Source organism: Noviherbaspirillum malthae (genome assembly GCF_015352985.1).
GTDB classification, from domain to species: Bacteria; Pseudomonadota; Gammaproteobacteria; order Burkholderiales; family Burkholderiaceae_D; genus Noviherbaspirillum; species Noviherbaspirillum malthae.
Window position 1 is genome coordinate 385,039 of the sequence record NZ_JACYXF010000001.1, and the last position, 24,799, is coordinate 409,837.

Here is a 24,799-nt window from a genome sequence, read left to right on the forward strand (position 1 = left end):
ATGTTGATCAAGTGAAACGAAGCTTAATCAACATCAATAGCAAAAACACCATCAGATTTTCAGGAAAACGTATGAATCTCCTCGACGCCTTCTTCAACACCGTTCATGACTATCCAGGCGGCGCTGAGTCGCTTGCTCCTCGCATGGGGATGTCTGCCGCGATCCTGCGCAACAAGGCCGACCAGACCAAAGAGCACAACAAGCCGCTGCTGGTCGACGCCGACAAGATCATGGGTCTGACTGGTGACTACCGAATCCTTGACGCGCTGGCCCAGAACCATGGGTTTGTCCTGCACCGCAAAGAGGACGGGATGATTGCTTCGGACATGTCGGTTGTCGAGGTCGTCGGGATGATCTGGAAAGCCGAAGGTGAAGTCGGCGCGCAGGTCAGCCAGACGCTCGCAGACGGCAAGGTCGAGCAGTCCGAGGTGGAGAAGGTCAAGGAAGCGGTTTATCACCTGGAGCAGATGCTGGGCATGCTGACCAAGCGTCTGGAAGGGATGGCCGAGAAATGAGCGAGCTGCTGCGCATTGATGAATTGAAGGCCGACGCCGAGCGCGCTGCCAATGAGGGAAAGAGCCTCAACGCGAACCCGCACGCTGCAGACCCGCGCCGCGGCCCTCTCTGGAAGCATTACTTTTTAGTCCAGCAAACACGGAACGAGACTTCCCACTCGTCGCATTGTTCCGCTGTCGCGGGCAACCACGCTTGAGCGAACTCAACCAGTAACGAGGTCTCAATTGAGCGAAATCATGCTGGCCAAGATGTCCGACGCGGAGCTGACCCAAGAGCAGCGGCAGCTCATGCGCGCCGTGCTGTTCGAGATGGTCGACGGTATCTCCGAGGCGGACAAGAAGACATGGCGCCGCTTCTGGAACTGGATCATGAAGTCCGGTTCCGGCGAGATCTTCTCGATCGAGACCTGGACACCTCGTAACGGCCGCTTCCACCGCCTGCACATGAAGATCGAGACATCGGTCTTCGCATCCCAAGAGCGCATTCAAAACTTCGAACAGTTTCGCACCTGGCTGAAGATCGGTGCCGGCTTCGTTGACTGGATGGCCGGTCCAAAAGGGGGTGTCGTACCGGTACCGCGCTCTATCTCCTACAAGAAGTGTGACGAAGACACCATGCGCCGGTTTCATGCCGACGCGATTGCGTTCCTGAGATCCGGGTATGCACAGAAATATCTCTGGCCACATCTGGCAGCCGTGAAGGCACAGGAGATGATCGAGGGCATTCTGGTGAGGTTCGAGGAATGACTAGCGCAGCAGAAAAGCGCCACTTAGACCGCGTGGGCTCCCTCGGCTGCGCTCTATGCCGTCGGATCGGATACGGCGAGACCCCGGCAGAAGTTCATCACATCAGGGAAGGGCAGGGAGCGGCCCAGCGCGCGCAGAACTGGCTGACGATCCCGCTCTGCCCAACACACCACCGCGGCGACCACGGCATCCATGGCGACCGCAAATCATTCAGGAACGCCGCCGTCGACGAGCTCGACCTGCTTTCCGACACGATCGCACTCATTTACGGGAGCAAGAAATAATGGCCTATGGCTTTGTTTACATCCTTGGGAATGCCTCCATGCCTGGCATTTACAAGATCGGCCAGACAGGGCGCCACCCGAAGGAACGCATGGAAGACCTGTCCCGCGCGACGGCCTGCCCGACCCCGTTCACTCTGCTGGCGTACTTTGGATGCCGTGACCACGAGCTGGTGGAGCGTGAGATTCACGACGACCTCGCCGGATACCGTGTCAGCGCGGCGCGAGAATTTTTCAGGGTGAGCGCTTTGACTCTCCTGGAATGCATCCGCTCTTACTGCAATACGTATGAAGACGCTCTGTTTGTCGATGGGCTAGACACCGAAGTTTTCGTCGAAGAGCATCTGCTGGCACAGGAGTGGAAGAGGCAGTACTTCTTTGAGCAGAGCGCGGACCTTGTCTACTGGGGAGTCCCAAATGCGTGACTATGGGAAGGTCTACACCGCTTTCTGGACCAGTGAAGATATCCGTGAGCTCTCAGAGGATGCGCGCACCTTGGCGCTCTACTTGCTGACCTGCCCGCACGGCAACATGCTCGGCTGCTTTCGCCTTACCAATGCATACGCTGCGGATGATCTGAAATGGGAAGTCGAAAGGGTATCGAAAGGGTTTGAGGAACTGTTTCGAAAGGGTTTCGCATACCGTTGCGAAAGGACGTTTTGGGTCTTTATTCGGCAGTATTTGAAGTGGAACCAGTTCGACAATCCGAACGTCGGTAAGGCGGCGGCCAAACTCTTTGACACGATCTCAGCGCCGACGCCTGTGAAAGCCTTGCTGGTAAAGGCTTTGCGGGAATTCAGTACGCTTTTCCCGGCCGCGAAATTGGCTGAATTTGAGGCAAAAGCGGAACCCTTTCAAAACCCTTTCGAAACCCTATCGAAAACAGTAGTAGTAGCAGTAGTAGGAACAGGAACAGTAGTAGGAGCTAAAAGCGATGTCGAGCAAACCCCGCTCGACCCGCCTGTCTCCGAGTTAGTCGTTCCTACCGAACCAGACCCGATCGTAACCATCTTCGCCTACTGGCAGAAGGTGATGAATTCCCCGAAGTCTGTTCTCGACAGCAAGCGGAAGCAGATCATCCGGACAGCCCTCAAGGCCTACTCGCCTGCAGACATCTGCAAGGCTATCCGCGGCTGTGCAAAGTCGCCGTTCAACATGGGCGAGAACGACCGGAAGACCAGGTACAACGGCCTGAACCTCATCCTGCGTGATGCGGAGCACATTGACCACTTCATCGCCCTCGACAACGCCAACGCCAAGCCTGCGAAGGAATCGCTGGAGGACATGAACGCCCGAATCGCTGCTGAATTTCTGAGTGACGGTCAGCCGACCGACGACAACGTAATCGACATGGAGCCCGCGTGATGGAAGTCCAAGAAAAACCCCAATTCGTTGAACTGCTCAAGCGCACCATGGGCGCGTATAGCAAGCCGTTGCCTGAGTCGACCATGCTGGTTGTCTGGTGGGATCTGCTGAAGGGCTATCCGCTGAGCGCGGTGGCTGCCGCCATGGCAACGTACATCGACCAGAACGGTGAGTTCGAACCCAAGCCGGCAGGAATCGCCAAGCTTTGCAAGCTGATGGACGGCCGGCCTGGTGTGGATGAGGCGTGGGCGATTGCCCTGACCAGCCGGAACGAGGCCGACACTGTGGTCTGGACTCGGGAAACTGCCGAGGCATTCGCAGCCTGCATGCCGGTGTTGTCCACCGGCGATGAGGTTGGCGCCCGGATGGCGTTCAAGGATGCCTACAACCGCTTAGTCTCGGAAGCACGCCTGGCAGGGAAGCCCGCATCGTGGACGGTTTCCCTCGGCTGGGACAAGCAGAAGCGTGAGGCCGCGCTCGAGCACGCGCAGGCTGCCGGACTGCTTCCGGCACCCGCGGTACAGGCGCTGCTCCCCGCACCGGCCAAGGAAGAGGTCGACCACAACGGACTGGCGCGATTGAAGGAAGAGCTGAAGAAGCTGATCCCGGCCGGCGAGAAGATGGCCCAGCGCCGTGCAGCCGAGCGTCAGGCTGAGCGCGATGACTTGGCAGCTCGAAAAGCCGATATCCAGAAGCGGATTAAGTCGTATCAGTCGGAAACGAAGCCGTCCAAGCCGGCGCCGAAAGCGAGCAACCGTGTCAGGGAGTGCCACGCATGAGAACGATCACCCTGACCCTTCCGTATCCGATCTCGGCAAACCGCTACTGGAATTCCTTCCCGCTAGGGAAACGCATCATGACTGCGCCGTCGGCTGAGGCAAAGCGTTACAAGCGCGACGTTGCTCTGCTGGCCAAGGCGGCCGGCGTGCGCGAGCCGATCAAAGGTCGTGTCCAGATTGATATCAAGCTGTACCCGAGCCGGCCGCTGGACTGGAAGAAGCGCATGGCGAAGGACCCGCTGGCATGGGATGACACTGTCCAGTGCCTGGATCTCGATAACGCCCGCAAGGTGCTGTACGACTCGCTCAAGGGAGTCGCCATCGAGGACGACAAATGGGTCCGCCGCGACACCGGCGAGCGCATGGAGCCGGACGGTGAGGCTCGGGTGGTGGTCACCATTACCCAGTTGGTGACCGAAAAGCCGCAGGCGGCGCTGTTCGAGGAGGCTGCGTAATGTCCGCCACCAAGAAGCGTACCAAGCGCTACGTCCCACGCATCCCGCAGATTCCCGGCCTGTTGCAGGTGCAGATGACGCGCGAAGCCCGTCCCGATCTGGCGTTGCGCCTGCATTTGGCCGTCATCAACCTGATCGAGGCGCCAACTGTCCCGGCCTGCAACCAGCTGTCCATGCAGCTGACATGCATCGCGGGCGGCATGTCCCACGCGAGCAAAGGGCAGCCCATCCTTGGACGGACTGACGCCGCCAGCATTGCAATCAAGTCGGCCATCATGACTATTGAGAGCATCGTCGACCGGCACGACCGCACCGGTGCGCTGGTGGTCAAGGATGAGGACGCCATGTCGCTTCGAGCCGCTGTCGGGAACCTCGATGCCGTTCTCGGTCAGATCCCGCTGCCGTACTACACCAGAGCAGTGAAGGAAGTCGAGGCCTTTACGGGCGTGCGCGTATGACCTTGCCGGCGGCGGATTACCGCGACCCGCTCGAGGTGCTGATCAGGCGTGAAGAAAAGACGTGCAAGGGATGCGACCACGAGAAGAAGTATCTGGCCTTCGGGAAGACGATCTGGATCTGCACCACCACAGACCACAAGGGACTCAGAAGAAATCACGGAAAGCGCTGCAAAGCGTACAGGGAGAAAAAGTGAACGACGAACCGATCTTTACCTCTACCGGACAGGCGCTGGCCGTGGCCTTTCTCGTCATGGCGCATGAGCCGCGCCAAGGCAGCCCGTTCCGGAAAGCCATCCTGCAGATCATGGAATCCTTGGAAACCATGACGAAAAGCCAGCAGGCGTGGTTTGACCAGCTCCAGGGTGTCCGGTCTGCTTCCAGCACAATCAACTTCGGCGGCCTGACCAGCGACGAGATCCGGGCCCAGTGCTCGATGATCACACAGACCGTCTATGACCACCTGCCGGATCCGGAGCGTTTCGCTGTCCTCGCTCGCTTTGCCTACCAGGTGGAGAAGGCACAGGGCGTCGCCGGGCTGGCTGAGTACGTCCGCCCATCGATCCGCATCACTGATCAGATTGCCATCCGCGCGCTGGTGTACGGGCACACCACGCCAAAGCAGCGGGAGAAGGGGCTCTCTTATACAGAGATCTCACGGGAGCGGGGCATTCCGGTGATTACATTGCGCCGGACCGCCGCCGTAATCGCCAAGACGACGCGCCTCTTGGAAGACATGGCCATCGAGCGGCTGACCCCGATGTTTGCTCGTGACGGGGTGGTGCCTAAGCAGGAGGAACCTTGCGCCGAAACAACTTGATTGACTGAGCGCAATGTTCTAAGATTTCTCTATTCTCGCAGCAATACCGATTAAGCCCGCCTCTGTGCGGGCTTTTTGCTTTTCTGCGGGTTCATCTGAGAGGCCGGGCTTACCGCGGATGTGGCCAAGAGGCAGCGGGTAGCGTGGAGGGTGGCGCCTCCTTAGTCGGGTCAGTGAGCCATACATCCAAGGTGACAATCAAGACATCAGCCGTCAAGCACAACGGCCGCCGGACGCTGTAACCGGCACGAATGCACAGAGTCTCCTCCACCTTTCTAATACCCATTGGGGTGGATTTAACCCGCACTCGACCAGAGTCCTTCGTTTGCGGGTCTTTCTATTCGACGGAGCCGCCAGCGCTGGTCTATTGGCGGTATCAGTAAAGCCAGCAGCCGCAGACGTGCAAAGGCCACTTGGGCACAGGCGTGAGAGATCGCGCGCTGCCTCCACCGCAGTGCACCGCGGCGCTCCACTTGGCGCGGGCTGCGGCATTGACGTATCAATCAGATGGCCAAGCTGCAAACACTCAAGCCGCGCCTCCAGTCCATCGGCAGCCGTCTCACTATCGTTGAGCCTGGCTCATGGCGTAGTGACAAGCAGACCAGCACCCAGCGTGGCTATGGTTACAAGTGGCAGAAGGCGCGAGAGCGCTACCTTCGGGAGCATCCGCTCTGTGTCTACTGTGAGCGTGACGGTCGCGTCACTGCTGCCTCCATCGTCGACCACCGCATTCCGCACCGTGGCGACATGACGCTGTTCTGGGATGAGAGCAACTGGCAATCGCTTTGCGCCACCCATCACAGCAGCACCAAGCAGCGCGAGGAAGCGCAAGCAGGAAGCAAATGAACAAGACTCAGCACCCTTCAAACAATGCCGTGCTCGGCGCTCCAGCTGGTTGGGACCAGAAGCAGCTGCCCTGCAGCGCCTTGCCAGTGACCCGCACCGATTGGGATGGTGTCCCTGCCGTCCTGTCGTTCTGGAAGCCCACCGCCGAGGAGCTGGCTGCTCTGAATGCTGGTGGCTCCGTGGTTCTCTGGGTGGCTGGACAGACGATGCCGCCCGTCGCTCTCACCGTTGACGCGACCTGAGAGGGGCGATGCACCGGAAAGGGGCGAAGGGGGTAGGGGCATGGAAATGTTTGCAAGCCCTTCAGACCTAGACCGCTCGCCATCCCACGCAGAGGTTTTTTTTCGATCCGCTGAAATTTCAGGCCGGATCTGAGTTTTTGAACAATTTCCAGAAAATGGCACGACCACCCTTCAAACCCACTGCAGCCATGCGCCGTAAGGTCGCCGTTGCGGCCGGAGGTGGCATGTCGCACGAAGAAATAGCTCTGGCGCTGGGCATTTCCCGCAATACGCTGACCAAGCATTTCGATGCTGAGCTGTCTTCCGGCGCCTGCGCAAAACGGATGGAAACCCTGAACGCCATGTTCGCTGCCGCCAAGAAGGGTAACGTCACGGCACAGAAGGCGTACATCGCAACGGTGCCGAAGATCAGCGCGCCGGCGCCGGAGCAGACGAAGCCGGCCAAGACTGGAAAGAAAGAGCAGGCTCAAGCCGACGCCACTACCGCGCAGGTTGGCAGTGACTGGGAAAGCCTGCTGCCTGGTAGCGCTCTGCGTCAATGAGTTGGGACCTTTCCTGCCCTGACTGGGCAGACCGGCTCCGGACCGGACGTTCTCTGGTGCCGGACCTGCCGATTGACCGTGCGCGCGGCGATCGCGCAGTCGCCGTGTTCAACAAGCTGCGTCTGGCCGACGTTCCGGAAACCCCGACCTTGGCTGAGGCCGGCGGAGACTGGTTTCGGGACATCGTTCGGGCGCTTTTTGGCTCTCAAGACCCGGTTACCAGGGCTCGCGCCATCCGCGAATTGCTGCTTCTGGTGCCGAAAAAGAACAGCAAGACGACCAACGGCGCGCTGCTGATGCTGACCGCGCTGCTCCTGAATGAGCGTCCGCATGGTTCCTTGATCATGACGGCGCCGGTTCATGACGTCGCACAGCTCGCTTTTGACGCCGCCGCCGGCGCGATTGCGCTGGATCCGGTGCTGGAAAAGAAGCTGCACGTCCGCGAGCACCTGAAAACGATCATCCACCGCGAGACGAAGGCCGAACTGCAGATCATGTCCTTCGATCCGGCGGCGCTGACCGGTCAGAAGCCAGTGGCTGTGCTGATCGACGAGCTTCACGTGGTGGCCAAGATGAGTAAGGCGGCCAGCGCGATCCGCCAGCTGCGCGGCGGCATGCTGCCGTACCCTGAAGCGTTCATGGCTTTCATCACGACGCAAAGCGAGGAGGCACCGACCGGTGTTTTCCGTGCCGAGCTGCAGAAAGCCCGGGCAATTCGCGACGGACGGCAACGTGGCGCCATGCTGCCGGTGCTGTACGAGCTTCCGGAGGAAATCCAGAAGAAGGAAGACGAGTGGAAGGACCCGAAACACTGGCCGATGGTCACTCCGAACGCTGGCCGGTCGATCACGATCGAGCGCCTGGTGGAGGACATGCAGACCGCCGAGTCCACCAGCAAGGAGGAATTGCTTGCCTGGGCGTCTCAGCATCTCAACGTTCAGATCGGTCTAGCTCTTCGTTCTGACGCTTGGGCTGGCGCCTTGTTCTGGGAGCAGCAGGGCGAGAAGCGTATCAGCCTGGAAGAACTGATCGAACGCAGCGAAGTGATCGTGGCTGGCGGCGATGGCGGCGGTCTTGACGACTTATTGGGGCTGGCGGTCATTGGTCGCGACCGGGAAACGAGGGAATGGCTGCTCTGGACGCACGCTTGGGCGCATGAAATTGCTTTGGAACGTCGGAAAGAGATCGCGCCACGGTTGCTGGACTTCCAGAGCGACGGTGACTTGACCATTGTGGAAAAGATCGGCGAAGACGTCGAGCAGTTCGCCGACATCATCGCTCGGCTGGAGGAATCAGGCCTTTTGCACCAGATCGGACTGGATCCGGCCGGGATCGGCAGCATCCTCGACGCTTTGGCTGCAAAAGAGGTCCCGGAAGACAAGATTGTGGGCATTTCGCAGGGCTGGAAGCTAGGTGGTGCGATCAAAACCACCGAGCGCAAGCTTGCCGAAGGTGTTCTCTTGCACGGCGGCCAGCGCTTGATGAACTGGTGCGTCGGCAATGCCAAGGTCGAGCCGCGCGGGAACGCCATTCTGATCACCAAGCAGGCCAGTGGCACCGGCAAGATCGACCCGCTGATGGCTACTTTCAACGCGATTTCGCTGATCTCACTTAACCCTGACGCCAAGTCTGGCGGCTTTTTCGATTCCTTCGCATGAACTATCTACGTCGCACAATGCTTCGGCTCGCGCTGAAGGGTGCTGATCTGTCATTGCTGGAGCCGGCCGGGTGGCAATTTCTCGGCAGCGGTCCGACATGGGCCAAGGTGCCCGTCGCCGACTCAACGCAATTACAGATCACCGCCGCGTTCTCTGCAATCAGGCTCATCGCCGAGACGATTGGCACTTTGCCACTGCATTTGTATCGCGCGGGGGACAAAGGCCCGGTGAAAGCTCGGGAGCACCCTCTGTACTCACTGGTTCATGACCAGCCAAACGAGTACATGACCGCGATTGATTGGAAAGAATCGATGGCGGTCAGCCTGGTTACCATGGGCCAGGCATACAACTTCGTCGACCGGTTTGAGAGTACGCAGCGCGTCATCAGCATCCAGTCGGTCCACAAGAGCCGCTGCCGACCGGAAAAGCAGCCCGACGGCGGGATCAAGTATTGGCTCACGAAGGCAAGCGGCGAGCGCGTATTGCTAACTAGGCGCGATGTCTGTCCGATCCGTGGCTTCGGCGGTACCGGCGAGCTCGAAGGCTACGCCCCGCACCACCTGCATGCCAATTCGATGGCGTTGACCGTCGCCGTCGAGAAGTACGGCGCCGAGTTCTTCGGATCCGGCGGCCGCCCGCTCGGTGTGCTCACTACCGAGCAGGAATTCCGAAAAGACCAGCGGGACGACATCCGCAAAAACTTCGCCGAGTACCTGCGGAAGAGCTGGCTGACCGGTGAATTGCCGCTGCTGGAAAAGGGCACGAAGTACACGCCAGTCACAACGCCAAACAATGAGGCTCAGTTCCTCGAGACTCGCAAGCATCAGATTGCGGAAGTAGGCCGGATCTACCGTGTCCCGCTTCACATGCTGATGGAAATGGACCGGGCGACCTATGCCAACAGCGAGGAGGAGCGCAAAAACTTCCTCGATTACACGCTGCTGCCTTACCTGACCCGCATTGAGCAGTCGCTCAACAGCTGCCTTCTCACGTCGGCGGAACGCAAGACCCATTACTTCAAGTTCGATGTGAAGGGGCTGCTGCGCGGCGACTCGGCGCGGCGTGCGCAGTACTACAAGGACATGCGGACGGCTGGTGCCATCACGCAGAACGAAATTCGGGACTGGGAAGAGCTGCCCGAGGTCGATGGCGCAGACGACTTGCACGTCCCGTTGAACATGGCGCCGGTCGACCAGCTGACATCGATCCTGACCGGTAACAAGAAAGGAAATGAGTAATGGAACGCCTGATTGCGCCAATCGAAATTAAGGCAGCAAAGTCCGATGGCAAGTTCACCGGATATGCCGCAGTGTTCGGCAACATCGACCTCGGCTATGACGTCATCGAGCCTGGTGCCTTCAAGTCCGCGAAGACCACCAAGGACGGCATGCTGCGCATCGCTATTGGTCACAACCTGAACATGCTGGCCGGGAAAGCAACCTTCGAACAGGACGACCGCGGCCTGCGCGTCGAGGGACAGCTGAGCCTTGGCGTCAGCTATGTCCGCGACCAGTACGAGCTGATGAAAGACGGCGTGCTGGATGGCTTGTCGGTCGGTTTCAACATCATGCGCGACGGTGCCGAGTACGTAGAGCGTTCCGGCAAGCACGTGCGCGTCATCAAAGCCGCTGAGCTTTGGGAGTTTTCCATCGTCCCGTTCGGGATGAATCCGGAAGCCCTTGTCGATTCCGTCAAGGCGGCTTCCATCCGAGATTTCGAGGCCCAATTGCGCGGCCTCGGATACAGCCAGGCAGAGGCAAAAGCCCTCGCGTCTGGCGGCTTCAAGTCGCTTGACCACCGGGATGGTGGCCGAGACAGCGAGACGCTGGCAGACGCACTTCAGACCCTGAAACACAACCTGACTTTCTAAGAAGGAAAACCATGACTCATTCGTTCAAGAAGTACTTCACCTTTGGCTTTGTCCTCCTGCTGGCGGTAATGGCCATCTGCGCGCTGACTGGCCATCCACTGGTTTCTCCGGAAACGCTCGCCGGCCTCGGCATGCTGCCTGTAATGGGTAACCTCGATGTCCAGAAAACCCTGGGCGAACTCACCGACGTGGCCAAGGCAGCCAAGGAAACAGTCGAGCAGGTGCGCAAGTCGCATACCGAGCTCGATGGGCGCGTGGCCAAGTTGCAGGAAGAGATTTCCGCCGGCAAGGCCGATGCAGTGACCAAGGCGGCCTTCCAGGACGCGGTGGCGAAGGTTGAAAAAGCCGAAAACGCCCTCGACAAGCTCAATCAGGAAGTCACTGAGCTGGCGCAGAAGGCTGCAAACATCCTCGGCAAGCCGCAAACTGCCAAGACCCTCGGCCAGCTGGCTGCGGAATCCGAAGTTGCCAAGACCTACAAAGGCGGCTCCGTTGAGCTGTGCACCATGGCCGGCCCGCTGTTCGCGAAGGCCAACGTCACTTCCGACGCGGCTTCTGCCGGTGTTCTGGTCGATCCGTACCGCGTGCCGGGCATCCTGATGTCGCCCGACACTCCGCTGACCGTGCGCGACCTGTTCACCGCGGTGTCGATCAGCTCCAATGCGGTCGAATGGGTGCAGGAAAAGCTGTTCACGAACAACGCCGGCCCGCAGGCTGCTGAAGCAGCGGCCAAGAATGAGTCGGGCATCACGTTCGAGAAGAAAACCAGCGCAATCGAAACCATCGCCCACTGGATTCCGGCATCTCGCCAGATCCTGGCCGACGCGCCCCAGCTGCGCGGCGTCATCGACGGCAAGCTGCGCACCGGCCTGAAGCTGAAAGAAGATCTCGGCTTGCTGTTCGGCGACGGCACCAACGGTAATCTGCTCGGCTTGGTGCCGCAGGCAACGGCTTACTCGGCCGTCGGCATCCCCGCCGGCGCGACGAAGATCGACCACCTGCGCTGGGCAATCCTCCAGGTGACCAAGGCCAAGTATCCGGCAACCTTCGCGGTGCTGAGCTTGGACGACTGGGCATTGATCCAGATGATGAAGACCGACGACGGCGCTTACATCTTCGGCAGCCCGACCGATGGCGCCGCGCCCCGTATCTGGGGCAAGCGCGTGGTCGAGTCGTACGGCCTGGATTCCGGTGACTTCGTGGTCGGCTCCAGCCTGGCTGCGACTATCTACGACCGCGAGGAAGTCAGCGTCCGCGTGGCCGAGCAGCATGGCGACTTCTTCATCAAGAACATGGTCGCCATCCTCTGCGAAGAGCGCCTCGGCTTCACTGTCGAGCGTCCGGCTGCCATCGTTTCCGGCACATTCCCCGCGTAATTTGCAGGGAATCCCTCAATAAAGTCCGCATGGTTCGCCCAGCGGACTTTTTTCATGGAGAAATGACATGGAAGTGAAAAAGACCTTCGTTGCCGACGGCAAGAAATACCGCGCTGGCGACAAACCGCCGGAGATGGACAAAACCACGTCCGACCACTACCAGCGGCACGGAATGATCGGCCCGGCTGAAGATAAACAGGCCAAAAAGGCAGCGGAAAAGACCGCCAAGCCCGACCAGACCAAGCCGGCCGAGCCGAACGGGAAAAAATGAAGCCGACCGTCGAGCAGATCAAGGCAAGGCTGAACACCAGCGATGACCAGGCCGGCGAGGTCACCGACTTGATCGAGACCGTGCATGCCGAGATGCTGGCGAAGCTGGATCGGAAGGTCTATGCCGACACGGCGGCACTGACCGCGGCGGCCGACCCGACCGGGATCGTGGCCACCAAGGACATGATCAATGCCCAGATCCTGCTCGTCGGTTACTACCTTGACCAGGTCGGGACGCAGGACGGCGATCGCACACGCGCCGCCGCCATGTGCATCCTCGATCGCTATCGCCTATCGGGTGCCTAATGGACGGCTGGAAGCTCATTCACAAGATCGACGTCGAGCAGCTGGTGCAGACTCGTGGTGCGTCCGGCGGCCGCCAGGAGGCGTGGTCGATTGTCGCCGGCATGGCCAGAACCCCGGCGTTCGTGAACGAGCTGAACGGTAACGAGAGGCGGGCGACGTCGCACGGCGGCGAGGTCGGCGAAGCGCGGGCGGAAATCTTCATCCGGTACCGCGACGGCCTCGATAGCACCATGCGCGTTGTGTACGACGGCCGCTACTTCAACATCCGGCACATCAAGCCACTTCAGGGAAGGCGGAAATGGCTGCTCCTGACCTGCGACACCGGCGTCAACGATGGCTGAGCGCATTGACACCTCGGGTCTGACCGCTGCCTTCAAGGAGCTGCGCGAGGATCTGCACAAGCGCACGGCGCGGCGCATGGTCGGCGCTGGCGCCAAGGTGGTCCGCGAAGAGGCAAAGCGGATTGCTGCCGCCGCCGGCCTGCGGCGGACCGGCGCGCTGCTGAACAATATTGTCATGAAGCGGGAACGCACGCCCGAGGGCATCGAGCAGTACAACCTTGGTGTCCGGCATGGCCGCGCACTTGGCAAAAAAGCCGAGAAGAAGCTGGTGGTCGGCGCGAACGGTCGCATCCAGACCCGATACGTCAATGATCCCTGGTATTGGGTCATCCTCGAGGTCGGCGCGAAACCGCACGTGATCGCCCCAGCAAAGGGCGGCAAGCTGCTGGTTTGGACGCAGGTTCCCCGCCCGACACAGTTTGCCCGCAAGGTTAATCACCCCGGCACGCAGGCGACCCCGTTTCTGGCGCCGGCGCTCGAAAACAAGCGCGATGCGGCGCTGGAGGTCATGGCCCAGCGCCTGGAAGCTGCCATCAAGAAAGCGAATAAGGCATGACTATCAAGAAACTGATTGCCGCTGCATTGACACCGGTGCTCGCCAACTCATGGGCGGTCGAGCTGCCGAAGCGCCCGACATGGCCTGCGATCGTGTTCGAAGTGGCCACCGAGGAAGAAAAGGGCTGGGTGCTTGGCGGAGGATATGACCAGCATGTTGTGAGCGTCTTCAGCCTGGCCAAGACTGTGGAAGAGATCGACGCGCTGCGGCCGCAGATCATCGCGGCATTGGAAGCCGTACCGGGATTCATGGGCGCAGAAGGCGAAGGCGATTCGGACTATGAAAGCGATCCGAATGTCTACGCGTATTACCAGGACTTTCGAATTCGAACCCGCCGGACCTAATGCCGGCATTGCCAACCCCAAGCCAGCCGAGTGCTGGTTTTTTTACATTTAAATGCCATGCCAAAAGTACCCAATGAACTGAAATTCGCGAAGCCTACGCCGGACATCTCCGAGGTCATCGCCACAGACGAATTCGCCGGGAAGGGCGGGAGCTACATCTTCGACCCAGCTACCGGCACCCGCAGCCCCGCCCCGCAACCTGAAGAAACCCCGACTGAAAAGGAATAAGAAGCCATGGCTAAACTCAAGCGCAATGCTTTGCTCTTTGCCAAGCTCGAAACCGTCTACGGTACCGATCCAACACCTACCGCACTGGCTAACGCGATCCTGTGCCGTGCCATCACGCCTCAGCCTATCTCGGCTGAATACGCCGAGCGTACGCTGATTCGTCCGTTCTTTGGCTCGAACGGCTCTCTGCCAGCGGCCGTACACGCCGAATGCGAGTTCGAAGTAGAGCTGGCGGGTTCTGGTGCCGCTGGAACTGCGCCGAAATGGGCGCCGCTGCTGCGCGCATGCGGCTTTGCCGAGACGTTGACCGCATCGACGAGCGCAGTGTATGCGCCGGTGACAAACGGTGCCGAGTCGGCCACCCTCTGGTATCACCTGGACGGCATCCTGCACAAGATCAACGGTGCCCGCGGAACTGTCGCGTTCGAGCTGAATGCCAAGGGCATCCCTGTGATGCGTTTCCGCTTCGTCGGCAAGTACAGCACACCTTCCGATGCCTTGATGCCGTCGAATGTTGACTACTCGGGCTTCACTACCCCGGTGGTGGTCAACCATACCAATACCACCGCATTCACGGTACACGGTGTCAGCTGCAAGATGCAGTCCTACTCCGTGGATGTGGCCAACCAGGTCACCTATCGCGAGTTGGTCGGCTTCCAAGGTGTGGTCTTCACTGACCGCGCACCAGCCGGCAGCGTCAGCTTCGAGCTGGATACGGTGGCTGCCAAGGATTGGTGGACCGCGGTCAAGAATGCGATCGTTGCTCCGACCTCGATCACCCATGGCACCGTCGCAGGCAACATCGTCAAGCTCGACGGGCCGAAGGTGCAGCTGACCCAGCCGCAATACGCCGAGTCAGACGGTATCGCGATGCTCAACCTTAACCTGGCGTACCAGCCGAACACTGGCAACGACGAACTCGTCGTTACCTGCCAGTAATTCAGTCACGCCGCGGCTAGGTTGATCGCCGAAAGTGGGTCCCCCTGAGCCCATTGCCGCGGCTCCTTATCAGGCTTTCTTAGAAGGGAAAGAAAAAATGGCATTCAAAATCGCACTCAAGCCTTCCTATAAGCAAAAGATCGTCGTCGAAACGCCGAACGAGAACGGCCGGATCGACAAGTCCGACTTCATGGCCGAATTCAAGCGCGTCGACATGGATGAGATCGAGGAACTCCGCAAGCTGCCGCAGAAGGAAGTGTTGCAGGAGGTATTGATCGGCTGGACCGGCCTGCTCGATGAAAACAACCAGGACGTGCCCTACAACGAAGTTAACCGCATGGCGCTGCTGAAGATCCCGCAGGCTTTCGAGGCACTGGCAACCGGCTTCTGGGCGTCTATCTTCAAGGCCCGCGAAAAAAACTAAAGGCCGCGGCCCGGCACTGGGCAGGGGATAAGCCGGTTGAAGCTGCCACCATCGACGAAGGCGTCATCGAGCAGCTGAAGCAGGCGCAGGCTCCTCCGGAAGTGATCGAGGCTGCGGAAAAGCGGCTTAAGCCACAGCAGTCGAGTGCATTCGAAGTCTGGGAGGAGAACTGGGAATCCTTCCTGTTCTTCGACAGCGTTCGTACGCAGTGGGTCTATGTCAGTGGTTTGGCCGGCGGGGTACGCGTCGGTCTGGACTATGGGCGCGTCGAAGCCACCATGCGAATGGAAGGCATCCCACGCAAGAAGCACAAGGCGCTGCTTGATGACCTTCGCATCATGGAATTCGCTGTCCTGAAGTACGACGGCGAAAAGACACGGTAATGCCCGCTCCGGCGGGCTATTTTTTTGGATAGCACATGTCTGCACTTGGAAAATTGGTCGTTTCTCTGGCGCTGGAGTATGCCCAGTACACCCAAGGCTTGAATAAGGCCGATCAGGACGCGCTGAAGTTCGCACAGAATGCACAGCGGCATTTCGACCAGGCGAAACAGGCCGGCACCGAATTCTTTACCGGTATGGTCAAGGGAGCCGCCGGCGCAGTTGCAGCGCTGTTCACGGTGGATGCCGCGCTGGGCAAGTTCAACCAGTCCCTCGATACGTTGGCCAAGCTGGACGACATGTCCCAGAAAACCGGCGCCGCGGTCGAAAACCTTTCCAAGATGCAGAAAGTCGCTTCGACATTTGGCACCGACTTCAGCGGGGTCGATGGCGCCCTGGTGAAGATTGCGAAGGGCATGGCTACGGTCGACAGCGAAACCAACAAGACGAACAAGGCGCTGGATGCACTGGGCGTGAAATCGAAGGATGCCGCCGGCAAGCTGCGTGACCCGTCTGCAGTGATGATCGAAGTGGCCAAGCGGCTGCAGGACTATGAGGATGGCGCGAACAAAGCCGCCCTTGTGACGGACCTGTTCGGCAAGAGCGGCGCGGAGTTGCTGCCCTACTTGAACGACTTGGCTGAGAATGTCGACAAGTTCACTGGTGCCAGCGCCGAGGCAGCAAAGCAGGCTGCTGACTTCCAGGACAAGCTCGGTTTCATGAAAACCAGAAGCGACGAACTTTTCACATCCTTGTCAGTGTCCTTATTGCCGACGTTGACCGATTTCGTCGATGCGCTTGCCGACACTAAAAAGAAATCGGATGGCTTGACCGGAAACGATTCGCTTACCAATTGGGCGGACCGGCTTGCGCTGTCCATTGCAGACGTTCTGGACGTGGTAAGCGCGCTTCCGCTTGCGATCAAGATCACGACGGACAGTATCAGTGCAGCAAACTTCTTGATGGCGAACGCTAATCCACGCGCCGCGCTTACTAAGTTGCTTCAAGGTGGCAATCCGCATGAAGAAATGAAGGTGGAAATGGAGAAGTACAAATCCGCCTTCGAGCAAAACCTAAAAGGGCTTATGTCCTACATGGACGGGTCCACAAGGAACGCCTTTTCCGACTCATTGAGCGCGCGAATCGCGCAACGTGCTTATGCGTCCGTCGATCCGTTTTTGTATGGCGGTGGCGAACCCGAAGCCAATAAGGCAAATAAGAAGCGCCTCGGCTACACAACCGGCAATGACAAGGACAAGGATACGAAGGACAAAGCTTCCGACTATGACAAGCTGATCAAATCAATCAACGAAAAGATCGCCATTGATCAGCTAGAACTGACGTCGTCCGCAAAAGTCACTGAGGCGGAAAAGGTACGCGCCAAGATGTATGCAGACTTGGCGACCGGAGCAATAAAGCTGGAAGGGGACGAGCAGGCATTGCTTAACGCTCGCCTGAACGTTCTCGATACACTGGGCAAGTCTAAGGCGGCCGCTGAAGCTGTTGCCAAGATCTATGCTGACTATAACAGCGAGGTCAAGAAGGCAGTCGAGAACGCAGAGCGGGAGGCTGAGGCGAATGAGCGCTTGGCCAAAGCATACGGTCTGACAAAGGCCCAAGTTGAAGCGCTCGCTCTTGCCGAACTTGAAAACGAGTATGCGAACCGCTCAGCTCTCGGCCTGACTCTGGACCGTATTGAGGCCCTGGAGAAGCTGATTGACGCGAAACGCCGCAGTGTCACCGCTCTTGCGCAAGTCGACGTCATGGACCAGGCGAAGAAGCTGTCAGAACAGTGGCAACGTGACTTCGAACGCATCGAGGACTGGATCGGGGATGCGATCGGCCGTGGCATTACGCAAGGTAAGAATTTTTGGAAGAGCTTCATTGACGGCTTGAAGACGACCTTTGCCCGCTTGGTGCTGAGCCCAATCATTCAGCCAATTGCTGCATTCGGTGCATCGATCCTGAATCCTAGCGCAGCTCAAACAGGCGGCAACGGCTTCTCGCTTGGCACTGCGGCTAACTACCTTTCGGCCGGTAAAACAATCTGGAACGGCTTCTCCATGGGTATGACAGGCAGCATTGCAAGCGTTGTGGCTGGCGCCGGCAACCTGTTTGGCTCGACCGCGCTGCAGTCGTTCGCTGCGGGGATGAAGGGTGCGAGTCTCGCATCTGGACTCGCTGGCCCAACGACAGCAGGGGCGGGCGGTGCCATGGGCGCCGGGTCCTTTGCATCGTCCGCGATACCGATCATTGGCTGGGCGTTGGCTGCAGCCATGGCCGGCAAAAGCTTCTACGAATCCGGCTACCGTGCAAGCAACAACAGCCTGAACTTCATCGGCAAGTACAACCCCGCCACCCAGCCGCACATGGTGACGGATTCGTTCTTGCAGAAGCTCGGGCTGTCGGAGAAGGCTGCGGCGATCTTGTCGGGCTCATCTGGCATCGTCAAGCTGTTCGGCCGTAGAGCGCCTGAAGTGGAAACCTATGGCATTAACGGAACTGTCACGACAGACGGACTTGCCGGCGGCAACCAGTTCTACAACATGCTGGAGAAAGGCGGTGTATTCAGAAGCGATGCACGCTATACGAAGCTCGACGACTACAGCGCCGACCTGAGAGCCGGTGTCGATGGTGCGCTCGATGCAGTCATCGCGGGCGCGCGTTCGTTCGCGTCGGCGCTGGGCGTGTCGCAGGAGTCACTAAATAGCTACAACAAATTCTTCGCGATCCAGTTTTACGACGATCCTGAGAAAAGCCAGGCGTCGATTGACGGCTTGATGAACGATGTGGCAAATGATCTTGCCAAGATCATCCTGCCGAACGTCGAGGACTTCGCTGCCGCTGAGGAAAGCGCGGCGCAGACGCTGCAGAGGCTGATGGGGGACTATGCCGCGGTCGACGCCGTCCTGACCTCCATCGGAAAGACTTTTGGCTCCATCGGGAGCGGATCGATTGCGGCGCGTGAGCAGTTAATTGCGCTCTCCGGTGGATTGGAGTCCTTCATATCGCAGACCGAGTTTTACGCACAAAACTTCCTGACAGAAGCCGAGCGCCTGGTGCCAGTGCAGAAGCAGGTAGCCGAGACAATGGCCGGCTTGGGTTATGCAAGCGTTGACACGAAGGATGAATTCAAGGCACTGGTTACTGGATTAGACCTTTCCAGCGCGGCGGGTCAGCAGCTATATGCCAAGTTGCTTGCAATTGCACCGGCTTTCGTCACAGTTGCCGACGCGGCTGCAGCAATCCAGCGAGAGCTCGGGAACAAGTCGTTCGACCTCGATCAGCAGATCTTGGCGTTGACCGACCCAACGGAAGGCATCAGGCGGATGCGGGCCAAGGAGCTGGAAGCGCTTGACCCAGTGCTGCATGCGCAGCAGAAACGTATCTGGGCGCTGGAAGACGAGATGAATGCGCTTGAGACCTTGAGGCAATCGGCTTCAGTTGCGTTCTCGAATTTGCAGCGCGCCGTCGGCGCCGAGCGCGAGACGTTCACAACGGCCTACGAAGATTTGATGGACAGTCTGGCCGACCGGATGGACGCGGTTGGCAAGTCTGTCAGCAAGCTGACCAGCCTTTCCGGCGTGTTGCACTCGACGGTCAACGGCATGCGGCTGGATTCCCAAGCAGGCATGGATCGGGCGGCCGCCCAAGCTCAGATCCAGACAGCGTTGGCACTGGCCAGGGCCGGTGGCGTCTTCCCTGATGTCGACAAGATTCAGAATGCGCTGTCTATCGTTTCTCAACCGAGCGAGCAGCTGTTTTCCTCTTTTGAGGATTACCAGCGCGACTTCCTGATCACCAGGAACAGCATCGGTGATCTGGCCAGCCTGACCGATAGCCAGCTCAGCATTGAGGAAAGGACGCTGAAGACCCTTGAGGAGCAGAAAGAAGCAGCTGAGGACGCCTATAAGGACGAAATGGCGCGTCTGGATGACATCCTCGAGAAGGCGCAGCTGCAGATCGATGCAATCAATGGTGTCAATACTTCGGTGCTGTCGGTGGTCGACGCCATTTCAGCCTTTAACAAGGCGTCGGTGTCTGCAGGCGGGGGCACGATAGGTGGAGGCGGTTCGGGCGGCGCATCGAATCCGAACTATACGGTCATTGACTCGCTGTATGACTCGCTGCTTGGACGCGATCCGGACTCTGATGGGTTGAAGTTCTGGTCTGACAAGCTCAATGCCGGCGAGTCGGTGTGGAGCGTGGTCGATCAAATCAAGAACAGCCCTGAGTACCTGGGCAAGGTACCGCACCTGGCCGTAGGTACGAACTATGTCCCGCACGACATGCTGGCCATGATCCACGAAGGCGAGGCAGTGGTGCCGAAGGCGTACAACCCGGCGGCAAACCACCAGCAACTGATGTCGCGCCTGCAAAGCCCGTCGGAGAACAGTGCGGCGCTCGCGGCCGAGCTGAAAGCAACCAAGGAGGAGCTGGCGTTGATGAAAAAGGCACTGGAGCAGATCGTGATCAATACGGGTCGCGGGGCGCGCGCCGGTGAAACGGTTGCTGACATCCAAGGGCGTGTCACGCAGGGCGGCAATGAAATTCGGACGAAGGTGGTCACATGAGCGGTTTTACGATCGTCCCGCCGATTGCTGTCACGGATGCGGTGCTGACGTCGAGCAACGTGCCGGAGAACGACTTTCCGGTCTATAGCGCGGCGTCAACGTATGCGCTGGACGCGTGTGTGATCAGTACGACCACGCACCGCATCTACCGCTCGCTGCAAGCGGCCAATACCGGCAAGCCGCTGCCGGTTGCGCCGGCGACCGCCACCGACTGGTGGCAGGACATCGGTGCGACCAACCGCTGGAAGATGTTTGATAAATCTGTCCAGTCGCAGACGGTGCAGGCCAATAGCGTCTCGGCCAGCCTGACCATCACCGGCCGAGCCTCGGCGGTCGTGCTGCTGAATGTGAGTGCCGCATCGGCTCACATCACGATGACCAGTCCAACGTCCGGCGTCGTCTATGACAAGACGTTCAGCTTGCTGTCGGATGGCGGCATCAGTGATTTCTACTCCTGGCACTTCGATGAACGCATTCGCAATGCGGAATTGGTGGTGCTGGACCTGCCGCCGTATTCGGGCTGCACGATCACCGTCGAGCTGTCCGATCCGGGGCAGACCGTTAAGTGTGGCGCCTGCATCGTCGGCCAGGCGAAGGAAATCGGCGGCACTCAGTTTGGTGCCCGCATCGGCATGATCGACTACAGCGTCAAGACGGTGGATGCGTTCGGCAACATGACGGTCACCGAGCGGCCGTACAGCAAGCGCGGCGGTTTCACGGTGTGGGTGCAGAACACGTATCTGGACCAGTTGAATGTCACGCTGCCCAAGTACCGTGCGACGCCGATCGTCTATATCGGCTCGCCGTTGTACGGCAGCACCGTCAATTACGGCTTTTACAAGGACTACGACACCGAGCTGTCGTATCCGACTGAATCGCTTCTCTCGATCAATATTGAAGGGCTTACCTAAATGGCACTGACTTCTCCTCCAACCGCACCGTCGCCGGGTCAGGATCCGGCCACGTTCAATACCAATGTGGAAGCGCGCCTCGCTTGGGAAACGACATTCGTCAACGAGTGGAATGCGCAGGTGCAGCCGAAGCTCGACCAGGCGGTGCCGCTGCTGCAGCCGGCGATCGATGCGGCGACCACCGCGGTATTGTCGCCAGGGCAGCAGGCGACATCGGTGACATCGCTGGCGATCCCGACCACGCTGCCGGCCAGCCGCGCAGTCACGCTCGGACAAACCGGCAAGGCGTTTGCGCTCGGCCAGACGGTGAAACTCGTCAGCCGCGCCAATCCGAATAACTGGATGCTGGGCGACATCGCGGCCTTCAATGCAGCGGCCCCGACGATGACGGTCAACGTCACCTATGCGCAAGGCACCGGCACCTATGCGGACTGGGATATTTCGCTGGCCGCCCCGGTGCTGACCACGCTGCAAAATACCGTCGTCCCCCGCTCGGGCGCCTACACGATGCAGGCAAGTGACGCGGGGCAGGTGGTGCGGGCAACTGGCGCGCTGACGCTGGCCTATGCACCGGCCGCGCAGCTCAATGCGAAGGGCGCGTTCTATCACTGGATCAAGAACGAGCATAGTGCCGCCATCACGCTCGACCCGAACGGCACGGAGACGATCAACGGGGCGGCCACGCTGACGATTGCGGCGGGTGACTTCGCACTTGTCATGTGCGACGGTGCAGCCTTTTATGCGTTGATGAGCATCAAGTATGTCCCGCCTGCGCCTGAATATGCTTATTTCCAAGATCAAAAGCCGCAAGGCACTTCGGGCGGCAATACAGGACTCGGCACCGCTGGAACCATCACGCGAACGCTTAACGCGACCGTGGCCAACACGATAGCGGGCGCATCGCTCTCAGCAAATCAGATTACGCTGCCGGCGGGCACCTACCGGATTCGGGCAAGTGCACCGGCTATTCTGCAAAACGCGCACAAGATTTTCATTTATAACGTCACGGACAGCACGACACTGCTGACTGGCACGTCGTCTTATGCGGGCAATGGGGCAACGAATGAAGCGCGAAGTTTCGTCTCAGGTGTTTTCACGCTTGCGGTGCAAAAAACAATATCGGTTCGTCACTACCTTCAGGCCGTGACGTCTTCCCCCGGCGATTTAGGGCAGTCGACTGGAAACGGCACCGAAGTCTATACCGAAGTTGAAATCTGGAAGGTTTGATCATGCGATACGTTACCTATGACGCCGCCGGCGCCTTGACCGGCTCGTTCCTGCAAGACGTCGCTGCGGAGCACACCGAGTGCTATATCGAGGTCGATGACGACACCGGCATCAACTGGGTCAACTTCCGGGCCAATGAAGCACGGGACGGCGTGGAATTGCTCCCGCCCGTCGAGCCTGTGGTGCCGACCGCTGTCCCGCAAATGGTCACGATGCGCCAGGCTCGCCTTGCTCTGCTGGGCGTTGGCTTGCTGGATGACGTCGAGCTGGCGATTGCGGCCATTGAAGATCCGGCGACAAAGCGCAAGGCGCAAATTGAATGGGAGTTTTCCAGCGAGGTTTTCCGCAACCGGGAACTGGTCCTGATGCTGGCGCCTGCGCTGGGTCTGGATGACGCGGCGCTCGATGCGCTCTTTGTTGAAGCGAGCAAATTATGATCGGCGTGGGTGCCAATCTCGCGTTTCAGCCGTCCCGCGTGGCGTACGCGACCGGCGCGGCGCTGGCGTACATGTTTGCGGCCAATGAGTCGATGGCGGCAAGCGGCCCCTACGCCCGCGCATTGACGCCGACGACCGTTGCCGGCACCTGCACGCGGTTCAACGATCAAGGCGTACTGGAGACGCTATCGAGCCGGCCCGAGCCGCGTATCGATTACGACCCGGCCACGGTTGCGCAGGAAAATCTAATCCGCAATAGCGTGTTAAGCGGCGCGGTAGTCGGGTCGCCCGGTACATTGCCGACCAATTGGACGCGTTCAACGAATAACGGGTTGACGTTTGAGATAGTAGGTATTGGCATCGATGGCGGGGTACGGTATGTCGATTGCCGTTGGAGTGGCACGCCGTCAAGTACAGTCGATACGGTAATGACGTTCGAAACATTAACTGGCATACCAATCGTAAACGGACGCACGTACAACGAATCGTTAGCGGTCGCCGTGGCCGGGGGCTCGCTAGCAAATATCGGTACGCTTCGGTTACGGGCCGACCTGTTCGACTCGGCCTCGGCGTACGTCACAACGATTGTTTTTAATAGCGCGCTGAAAGATACAATCTCGTCGACGCTGCAACGGTTTAACGGATCGCAATCGTGGTCGAATCAAACCTCGGCGTACGTGCGGCCGTCTTTCGGGTTCGTGGTAACGGCGGGCCAGGCAATCGACGTAACATTTCGGTTCGCCGCCCCTCAGTTATGCGAGGGCGCAACCGCATTGCCCTATCTGCCGACGACCGACGCCGCGCGCAAGAAGCATGCATGCCGGGGGCTACTGTTCGAGCCGGCGCGCACGAACGGCGTACGCAACAATACGATGCAAGGCGCGGTGGCTGGGACGCCCGGTACGTTGCCGACGAATTGGGTCATAAGCGGCAATGGCGGCCTATCGCGCCAGATCGTCGGTACCGGCACCGAGGACGGCATAAACTATATCGACTTGCGATTTTTCGGCACCGTGGCCGCCGTTGCATCGCCCGAAATGACAATCGCATTTGACGGCGGCGCCGTACAGGCGGCGGCAAACGGCCAGGCGTGGAACTCGACCCTGTACGCCCGCATTGTCGCCGGCACGACAACGGGCGTTAGTGGTTACGATAATTTTCTAATCGCGTATAACAGCTCGGCGGTATTGTCAGAAGCGAATTCGGCACTATTGGGCTCTGCGGCCGTTACGACTGCGCCGCTACGCCAGCAACGGTTAGAACACCGGTACACGCTAACTAGCGCGACGACGGCGTACATACAAAACCGATTCGATGTAAATTTGACGGCCGGCGCAACCGTCGACATAACCGTACGTATCGGCATGCCCCAACTAGAGCAAGGGGCGAACGCGTCGAGCGTAATACCGACGACAGGCGCGGCCGTTACGCGGGCGTCAGACGCACCACCCCCGGCGGCCCTCGGTTCGTTGCTGGCCGGCGGCGAGTATTCCGTCGTCGTCAAGGCGCGAACGCTATCCCAGGGCGAAACGGGCATATGGCGTTGGGCGTACAACTTGCTCGAGTCGTCGGGCAATCAGGCCGGCGCCTTTTTCGATGATCCTGGTTCGGATCAAATATGCGGGGTCGTACGCTCGGGGGGCGTAGACGTGGCTGGTATGCGCAATGCCTCGACGGCGATCTCGACGGTCGCCGCGTTTAAGTTTGCGATGGCGGTAAAGACGAATGATTTCGCGTTTTCGTGCAATGGCGGGGCAGTTCTAACCGATACCGCGGGCAACGCGCCGAACCCGTCGACCCTGTACGTTGGAGGCGGGGACACGATGTGGTTTGGTTGGATCGAGTCCATCGAAATCTACAACCGCCGGCTGTCCAACGCCGAACTGCCGTTTTACTCGGTATAGGGAGAGA

General features: G+C 59.4%; 32 protein-coding genes. All 32 read left to right on the forward strand.

The features are described 5' to 3' along the window. The first annotated feature begins 71 nt into the window (after nucleotides 1-71). The gene (locus tag IGW03_RS01880; RefSeq protein WP_194720798.1) at nucleotides 72-515 is read left to right on the forward strand and encodes a phage regulatory CII family protein; all 444 of its coding nucleotides are present in this window, start codon (nucleotides 72-74) and stop codon (nucleotides 513-515) included. Further along, the gene (locus tag IGW03_RS01885) at nucleotides 512-712 is read left to right on the forward strand and encodes a hypothetical protein (RefSeq protein ID WP_194720799.1); all 201 of its coding nucleotides are present in this window, start codon (nucleotides 512-514) and stop codon (nucleotides 710-712) included. Before IGW03_RS01880 ends, IGW03_RS01885 begins: the two co-directional genes overlap by 4 nt. Nucleotides 713-752: 40 nt before the next feature. Next, complete coding sequence (locus IGW03_RS01890) at nucleotides 753-1,262, forward strand: DUF1367 family protein (RefSeq protein WP_228534903.1); 510 nt, start codon at nucleotides 753-755, stop codon at nucleotides 1,260-1,262. Next, complete coding sequence (locus tag IGW03_RS01895) at nucleotides 1,259-1,546, forward strand: Ref family recombination enhancement nuclease (protein ID WP_194720801.1); 288 nt, start codon at nucleotides 1,259-1,261, stop codon at nucleotides 1,544-1,546. Before IGW03_RS01890 ends, IGW03_RS01895 begins: the two co-directional genes overlap by 4 nt. Beyond that, nucleotides 1,546-1,968 carry a GIY-YIG nuclease family protein gene (locus tag IGW03_RS01900; RefSeq protein ID WP_194720802.1) on the forward strand — a complete coding sequence of 141 codons (423 nt, stop codon included), beginning with the start codon at nucleotides 1,546-1,548 and terminating at the stop codon, nucleotides 1,966-1,968. The genes IGW03_RS01895 and IGW03_RS01900 overlap by 1 nt, the downstream gene beginning before the upstream one ends. Beyond that, complete coding sequence (locus IGW03_RS01905; RefSeq protein WP_194720803.1) at nucleotides 1,961-2,908, forward strand: hypothetical protein; 948 nt, start codon at nucleotides 1,961-1,963, stop codon at nucleotides 2,906-2,908. The genes IGW03_RS01900 and IGW03_RS01905 overlap by 8 nt, the downstream gene beginning before the upstream one ends. Beyond that, nucleotides 2,908-3,687 carry a hypothetical protein gene (locus IGW03_RS01910; RefSeq protein WP_194720804.1) on the forward strand — a complete coding sequence of 260 codons (780 nt, stop codon included), beginning with the start codon at nucleotides 2,908-2,910 and terminating at the stop codon, nucleotides 3,685-3,687. Before IGW03_RS01905 ends, IGW03_RS01910 begins: the two co-directional genes overlap by 1 nt. Beyond that, complete coding sequence (locus tag IGW03_RS01915; protein WP_194720805.1) at nucleotides 3,684-4,142, forward strand: RusA family crossover junction endodeoxyribonuclease; 459 nt, start codon at nucleotides 3,684-3,686, stop codon at nucleotides 4,140-4,142. The genes IGW03_RS01910 and IGW03_RS01915 overlap by 4 nt, the downstream gene beginning before the upstream one ends. Further along, nucleotides 4,142-4,600, forward strand: a complete 459-nt coding sequence (locus IGW03_RS01920) for a hypothetical protein (protein WP_194720806.1) — start codon at nucleotides 4,142-4,144, stop codon at nucleotides 4,598-4,600. Before IGW03_RS01915 ends, IGW03_RS01920 begins: the two co-directional genes overlap by 1 nt. After that, nucleotides 4,597-4,794 carry a hypothetical protein gene (locus IGW03_RS01925; RefSeq protein WP_194720807.1) on the forward strand — a complete coding sequence of 66 codons (198 nt, stop codon included), beginning with the start codon at nucleotides 4,597-4,599 and terminating at the stop codon, nucleotides 4,792-4,794. Before IGW03_RS01920 ends, IGW03_RS01925 begins: the two co-directional genes overlap by 4 nt. After that, the gene (locus IGW03_RS01930) at nucleotides 4,791-5,417 is read left to right on the forward strand and encodes a hypothetical protein (RefSeq protein WP_194720808.1); all 627 of its coding nucleotides are present in this window, start codon (nucleotides 4,791-4,793) and stop codon (nucleotides 5,415-5,417) included. The genes IGW03_RS01925 and IGW03_RS01930 overlap by 4 nt, the downstream gene beginning before the upstream one ends. Nucleotides 5,418-5,924: 507 nt before the next feature. Next, a complete protein-coding gene (locus IGW03_RS01935; RefSeq protein WP_194720809.1) occupies nucleotides 5,925-6,263 on the forward strand; it encodes an HNH endonuclease signature motif containing protein in 339 nt (112 codons plus the stop codon). Next, complete coding sequence (locus tag IGW03_RS01940; protein ID WP_194720810.1) at nucleotides 6,260-6,505, forward strand: hypothetical protein; 246 nt, start codon at nucleotides 6,260-6,262, stop codon at nucleotides 6,503-6,505. Before IGW03_RS01935 ends, IGW03_RS01940 begins: the two co-directional genes overlap by 4 nt. A gap of 224 nt (nucleotides 6,506-6,729) precedes the next feature. Next, complete coding sequence (locus IGW03_RS01945) at nucleotides 6,730-7,047, forward strand: hypothetical protein (RefSeq protein ID WP_194720811.1); 318 nt, start codon at nucleotides 6,730-6,732, stop codon at nucleotides 7,045-7,047. 104 nt (nucleotides 7,048-7,151) lie between these two features. Further along, entirely contained in the window at nucleotides 7,152-8,705 is a 1,554-nt protein-coding gene (locus IGW03_RS01950) for a terminase TerL endonuclease subunit (RefSeq protein ID WP_323744914.1), read from the forward strand. Next, nucleotides 8,702-9,943 (forward strand): phage portal protein, encoded by a 1,242-nt coding sequence (locus IGW03_RS01955; RefSeq protein ID WP_194720813.1) that lies wholly within the window; start codon nucleotides 8,702-8,704, stop codon nucleotides 9,941-9,943. The genes IGW03_RS01950 and IGW03_RS01955 overlap by 4 nt, the downstream gene beginning before the upstream one ends. After that, a complete protein-coding gene (locus IGW03_RS01960) occupies nucleotides 9,943-10,575 on the forward strand; it encodes an HK97 family phage prohead protease (RefSeq protein ID WP_194720814.1) in 633 nt (210 codons plus the stop codon). Before IGW03_RS01955 ends, IGW03_RS01960 begins: the two co-directional genes overlap by 1 nt. Nucleotides 10,576-10,586: 11 nt before the next feature. Next, a complete protein-coding gene (locus IGW03_RS01965) occupies nucleotides 10,587-11,951 on the forward strand; it encodes a phage major capsid protein (protein ID WP_194720815.1) in 1,365 nt (454 codons plus the stop codon). Nucleotides 11,952-12,018: 67 nt separating this feature from the next. Continuing rightward, nucleotides 12,019-12,222 (forward strand): hypothetical protein, encoded by a 204-nt coding sequence (locus IGW03_RS01970; RefSeq protein ID WP_194720816.1) that lies wholly within the window; start codon nucleotides 12,019-12,021, stop codon nucleotides 12,220-12,222. Further along, nucleotides 12,219-12,527: a hypothetical protein gene (locus IGW03_RS01975; protein WP_194720817.1), complete on the forward strand. Its 309-nt coding sequence runs from the start codon at nucleotides 12,219-12,221 to the stop codon at nucleotides 12,525-12,527. The genes IGW03_RS01970 and IGW03_RS01975 overlap by 4 nt, the downstream gene beginning before the upstream one ends. Beyond that, a complete protein-coding gene (locus IGW03_RS01980) occupies nucleotides 12,527-12,868 on the forward strand; it encodes a phage head closure protein (RefSeq protein ID WP_194720818.1) in 342 nt (113 codons plus the stop codon). The genes IGW03_RS01975 and IGW03_RS01980 overlap by 1 nt, the downstream gene beginning before the upstream one ends. Beyond that, nucleotides 12,861-13,424: an HK97-gp10 family putative phage morphogenesis protein gene (locus IGW03_RS01985; protein WP_194720819.1), complete on the forward strand. Its 564-nt coding sequence runs from the start codon at nucleotides 12,861-12,863 to the stop codon at nucleotides 13,422-13,424. Before IGW03_RS01980 ends, IGW03_RS01985 begins: the two co-directional genes overlap by 8 nt. Then, nucleotides 13,421-13,768 carry a hypothetical protein gene (locus tag IGW03_RS01990; protein WP_194720820.1) on the forward strand — a complete coding sequence of 116 codons (348 nt, stop codon included), beginning with the start codon at nucleotides 13,421-13,423 and terminating at the stop codon, nucleotides 13,766-13,768. Before IGW03_RS01985 ends, IGW03_RS01990 begins: the two co-directional genes overlap by 4 nt. Nucleotides 13,769-13,825: 57 nt before the next feature. Beyond that, nucleotides 13,826-13,996 carry a hypothetical protein gene (locus tag IGW03_RS01995; protein ID WP_194720821.1) on the forward strand — a complete coding sequence of 57 codons (171 nt, stop codon included), beginning with the start codon at nucleotides 13,826-13,828 and terminating at the stop codon, nucleotides 13,994-13,996. A 6-nt stretch (nucleotides 13,997-14,002) separates the two neighbouring features. Then, nucleotides 14,003-14,935 carry a phage tail tube protein gene (locus tag IGW03_RS02000; protein WP_194720822.1) on the forward strand — a complete coding sequence of 311 codons (933 nt, stop codon included), beginning with the start codon at nucleotides 14,003-14,005 and terminating at the stop codon, nucleotides 14,933-14,935. Between the two features lie 97 nt (nucleotides 14,936-15,032). Further along, the gene (locus tag IGW03_RS02005; protein ID WP_194720823.1) at nucleotides 15,033-15,359 is read left to right on the forward strand and encodes a hypothetical protein; all 327 of its coding nucleotides are present in this window, start codon (nucleotides 15,033-15,035) and stop codon (nucleotides 15,357-15,359) included. A gap of 101 nt (nucleotides 15,360-15,460) precedes the next feature. Beyond that, nucleotides 15,461-15,742 (forward strand): DUF1799 domain-containing protein, encoded by a 282-nt coding sequence (locus IGW03_RS02010; protein WP_194720824.1) that lies wholly within the window; start codon nucleotides 15,461-15,463, stop codon nucleotides 15,740-15,742. Nucleotides 15,743-15,777: 35 nt separating this feature from the next. Next, complete coding sequence (locus tag IGW03_RS02015; protein WP_194720825.1) at nucleotides 15,778-20,313, forward strand: DUF4214 domain-containing protein; 4,536 nt, start codon at nucleotides 15,778-15,780, stop codon at nucleotides 20,311-20,313. Then, a complete protein-coding gene (locus tag IGW03_RS02020; RefSeq protein ID WP_194720826.1) occupies nucleotides 20,310-21,224 on the forward strand; it encodes a hypothetical protein in 915 nt (304 codons plus the stop codon). The genes IGW03_RS02015 and IGW03_RS02020 overlap by 4 nt, the downstream gene beginning before the upstream one ends. 120 nt (nucleotides 21,225-21,344) lie before the next feature. Beyond that, nucleotides 21,345-22,451, forward strand: a complete 1,107-nt coding sequence (locus tag IGW03_RS02025; RefSeq protein WP_194720827.1) for a hypothetical protein — start codon at nucleotides 21,345-21,347, stop codon at nucleotides 22,449-22,451. 2 nt (nucleotides 22,452-22,453) lie between these two features. Continuing rightward, nucleotides 22,454-22,888: a hypothetical protein gene (locus tag IGW03_RS02030; RefSeq protein WP_194720828.1), complete on the forward strand. Its 435-nt coding sequence runs from the start codon at nucleotides 22,454-22,456 to the stop codon at nucleotides 22,886-22,888. After that, nucleotides 22,885-24,792: a phage head spike fiber domain-containing protein gene (locus IGW03_RS02035; protein ID WP_194720829.1), complete on the forward strand. Its 1,908-nt coding sequence runs from the start codon at nucleotides 22,885-22,887 to the stop codon at nucleotides 24,790-24,792. The genes IGW03_RS02030 and IGW03_RS02035 overlap by 4 nt, the downstream gene beginning before the upstream one ends. Nucleotides 24,793-24,799 lie beyond the last annotated feature (7 nt).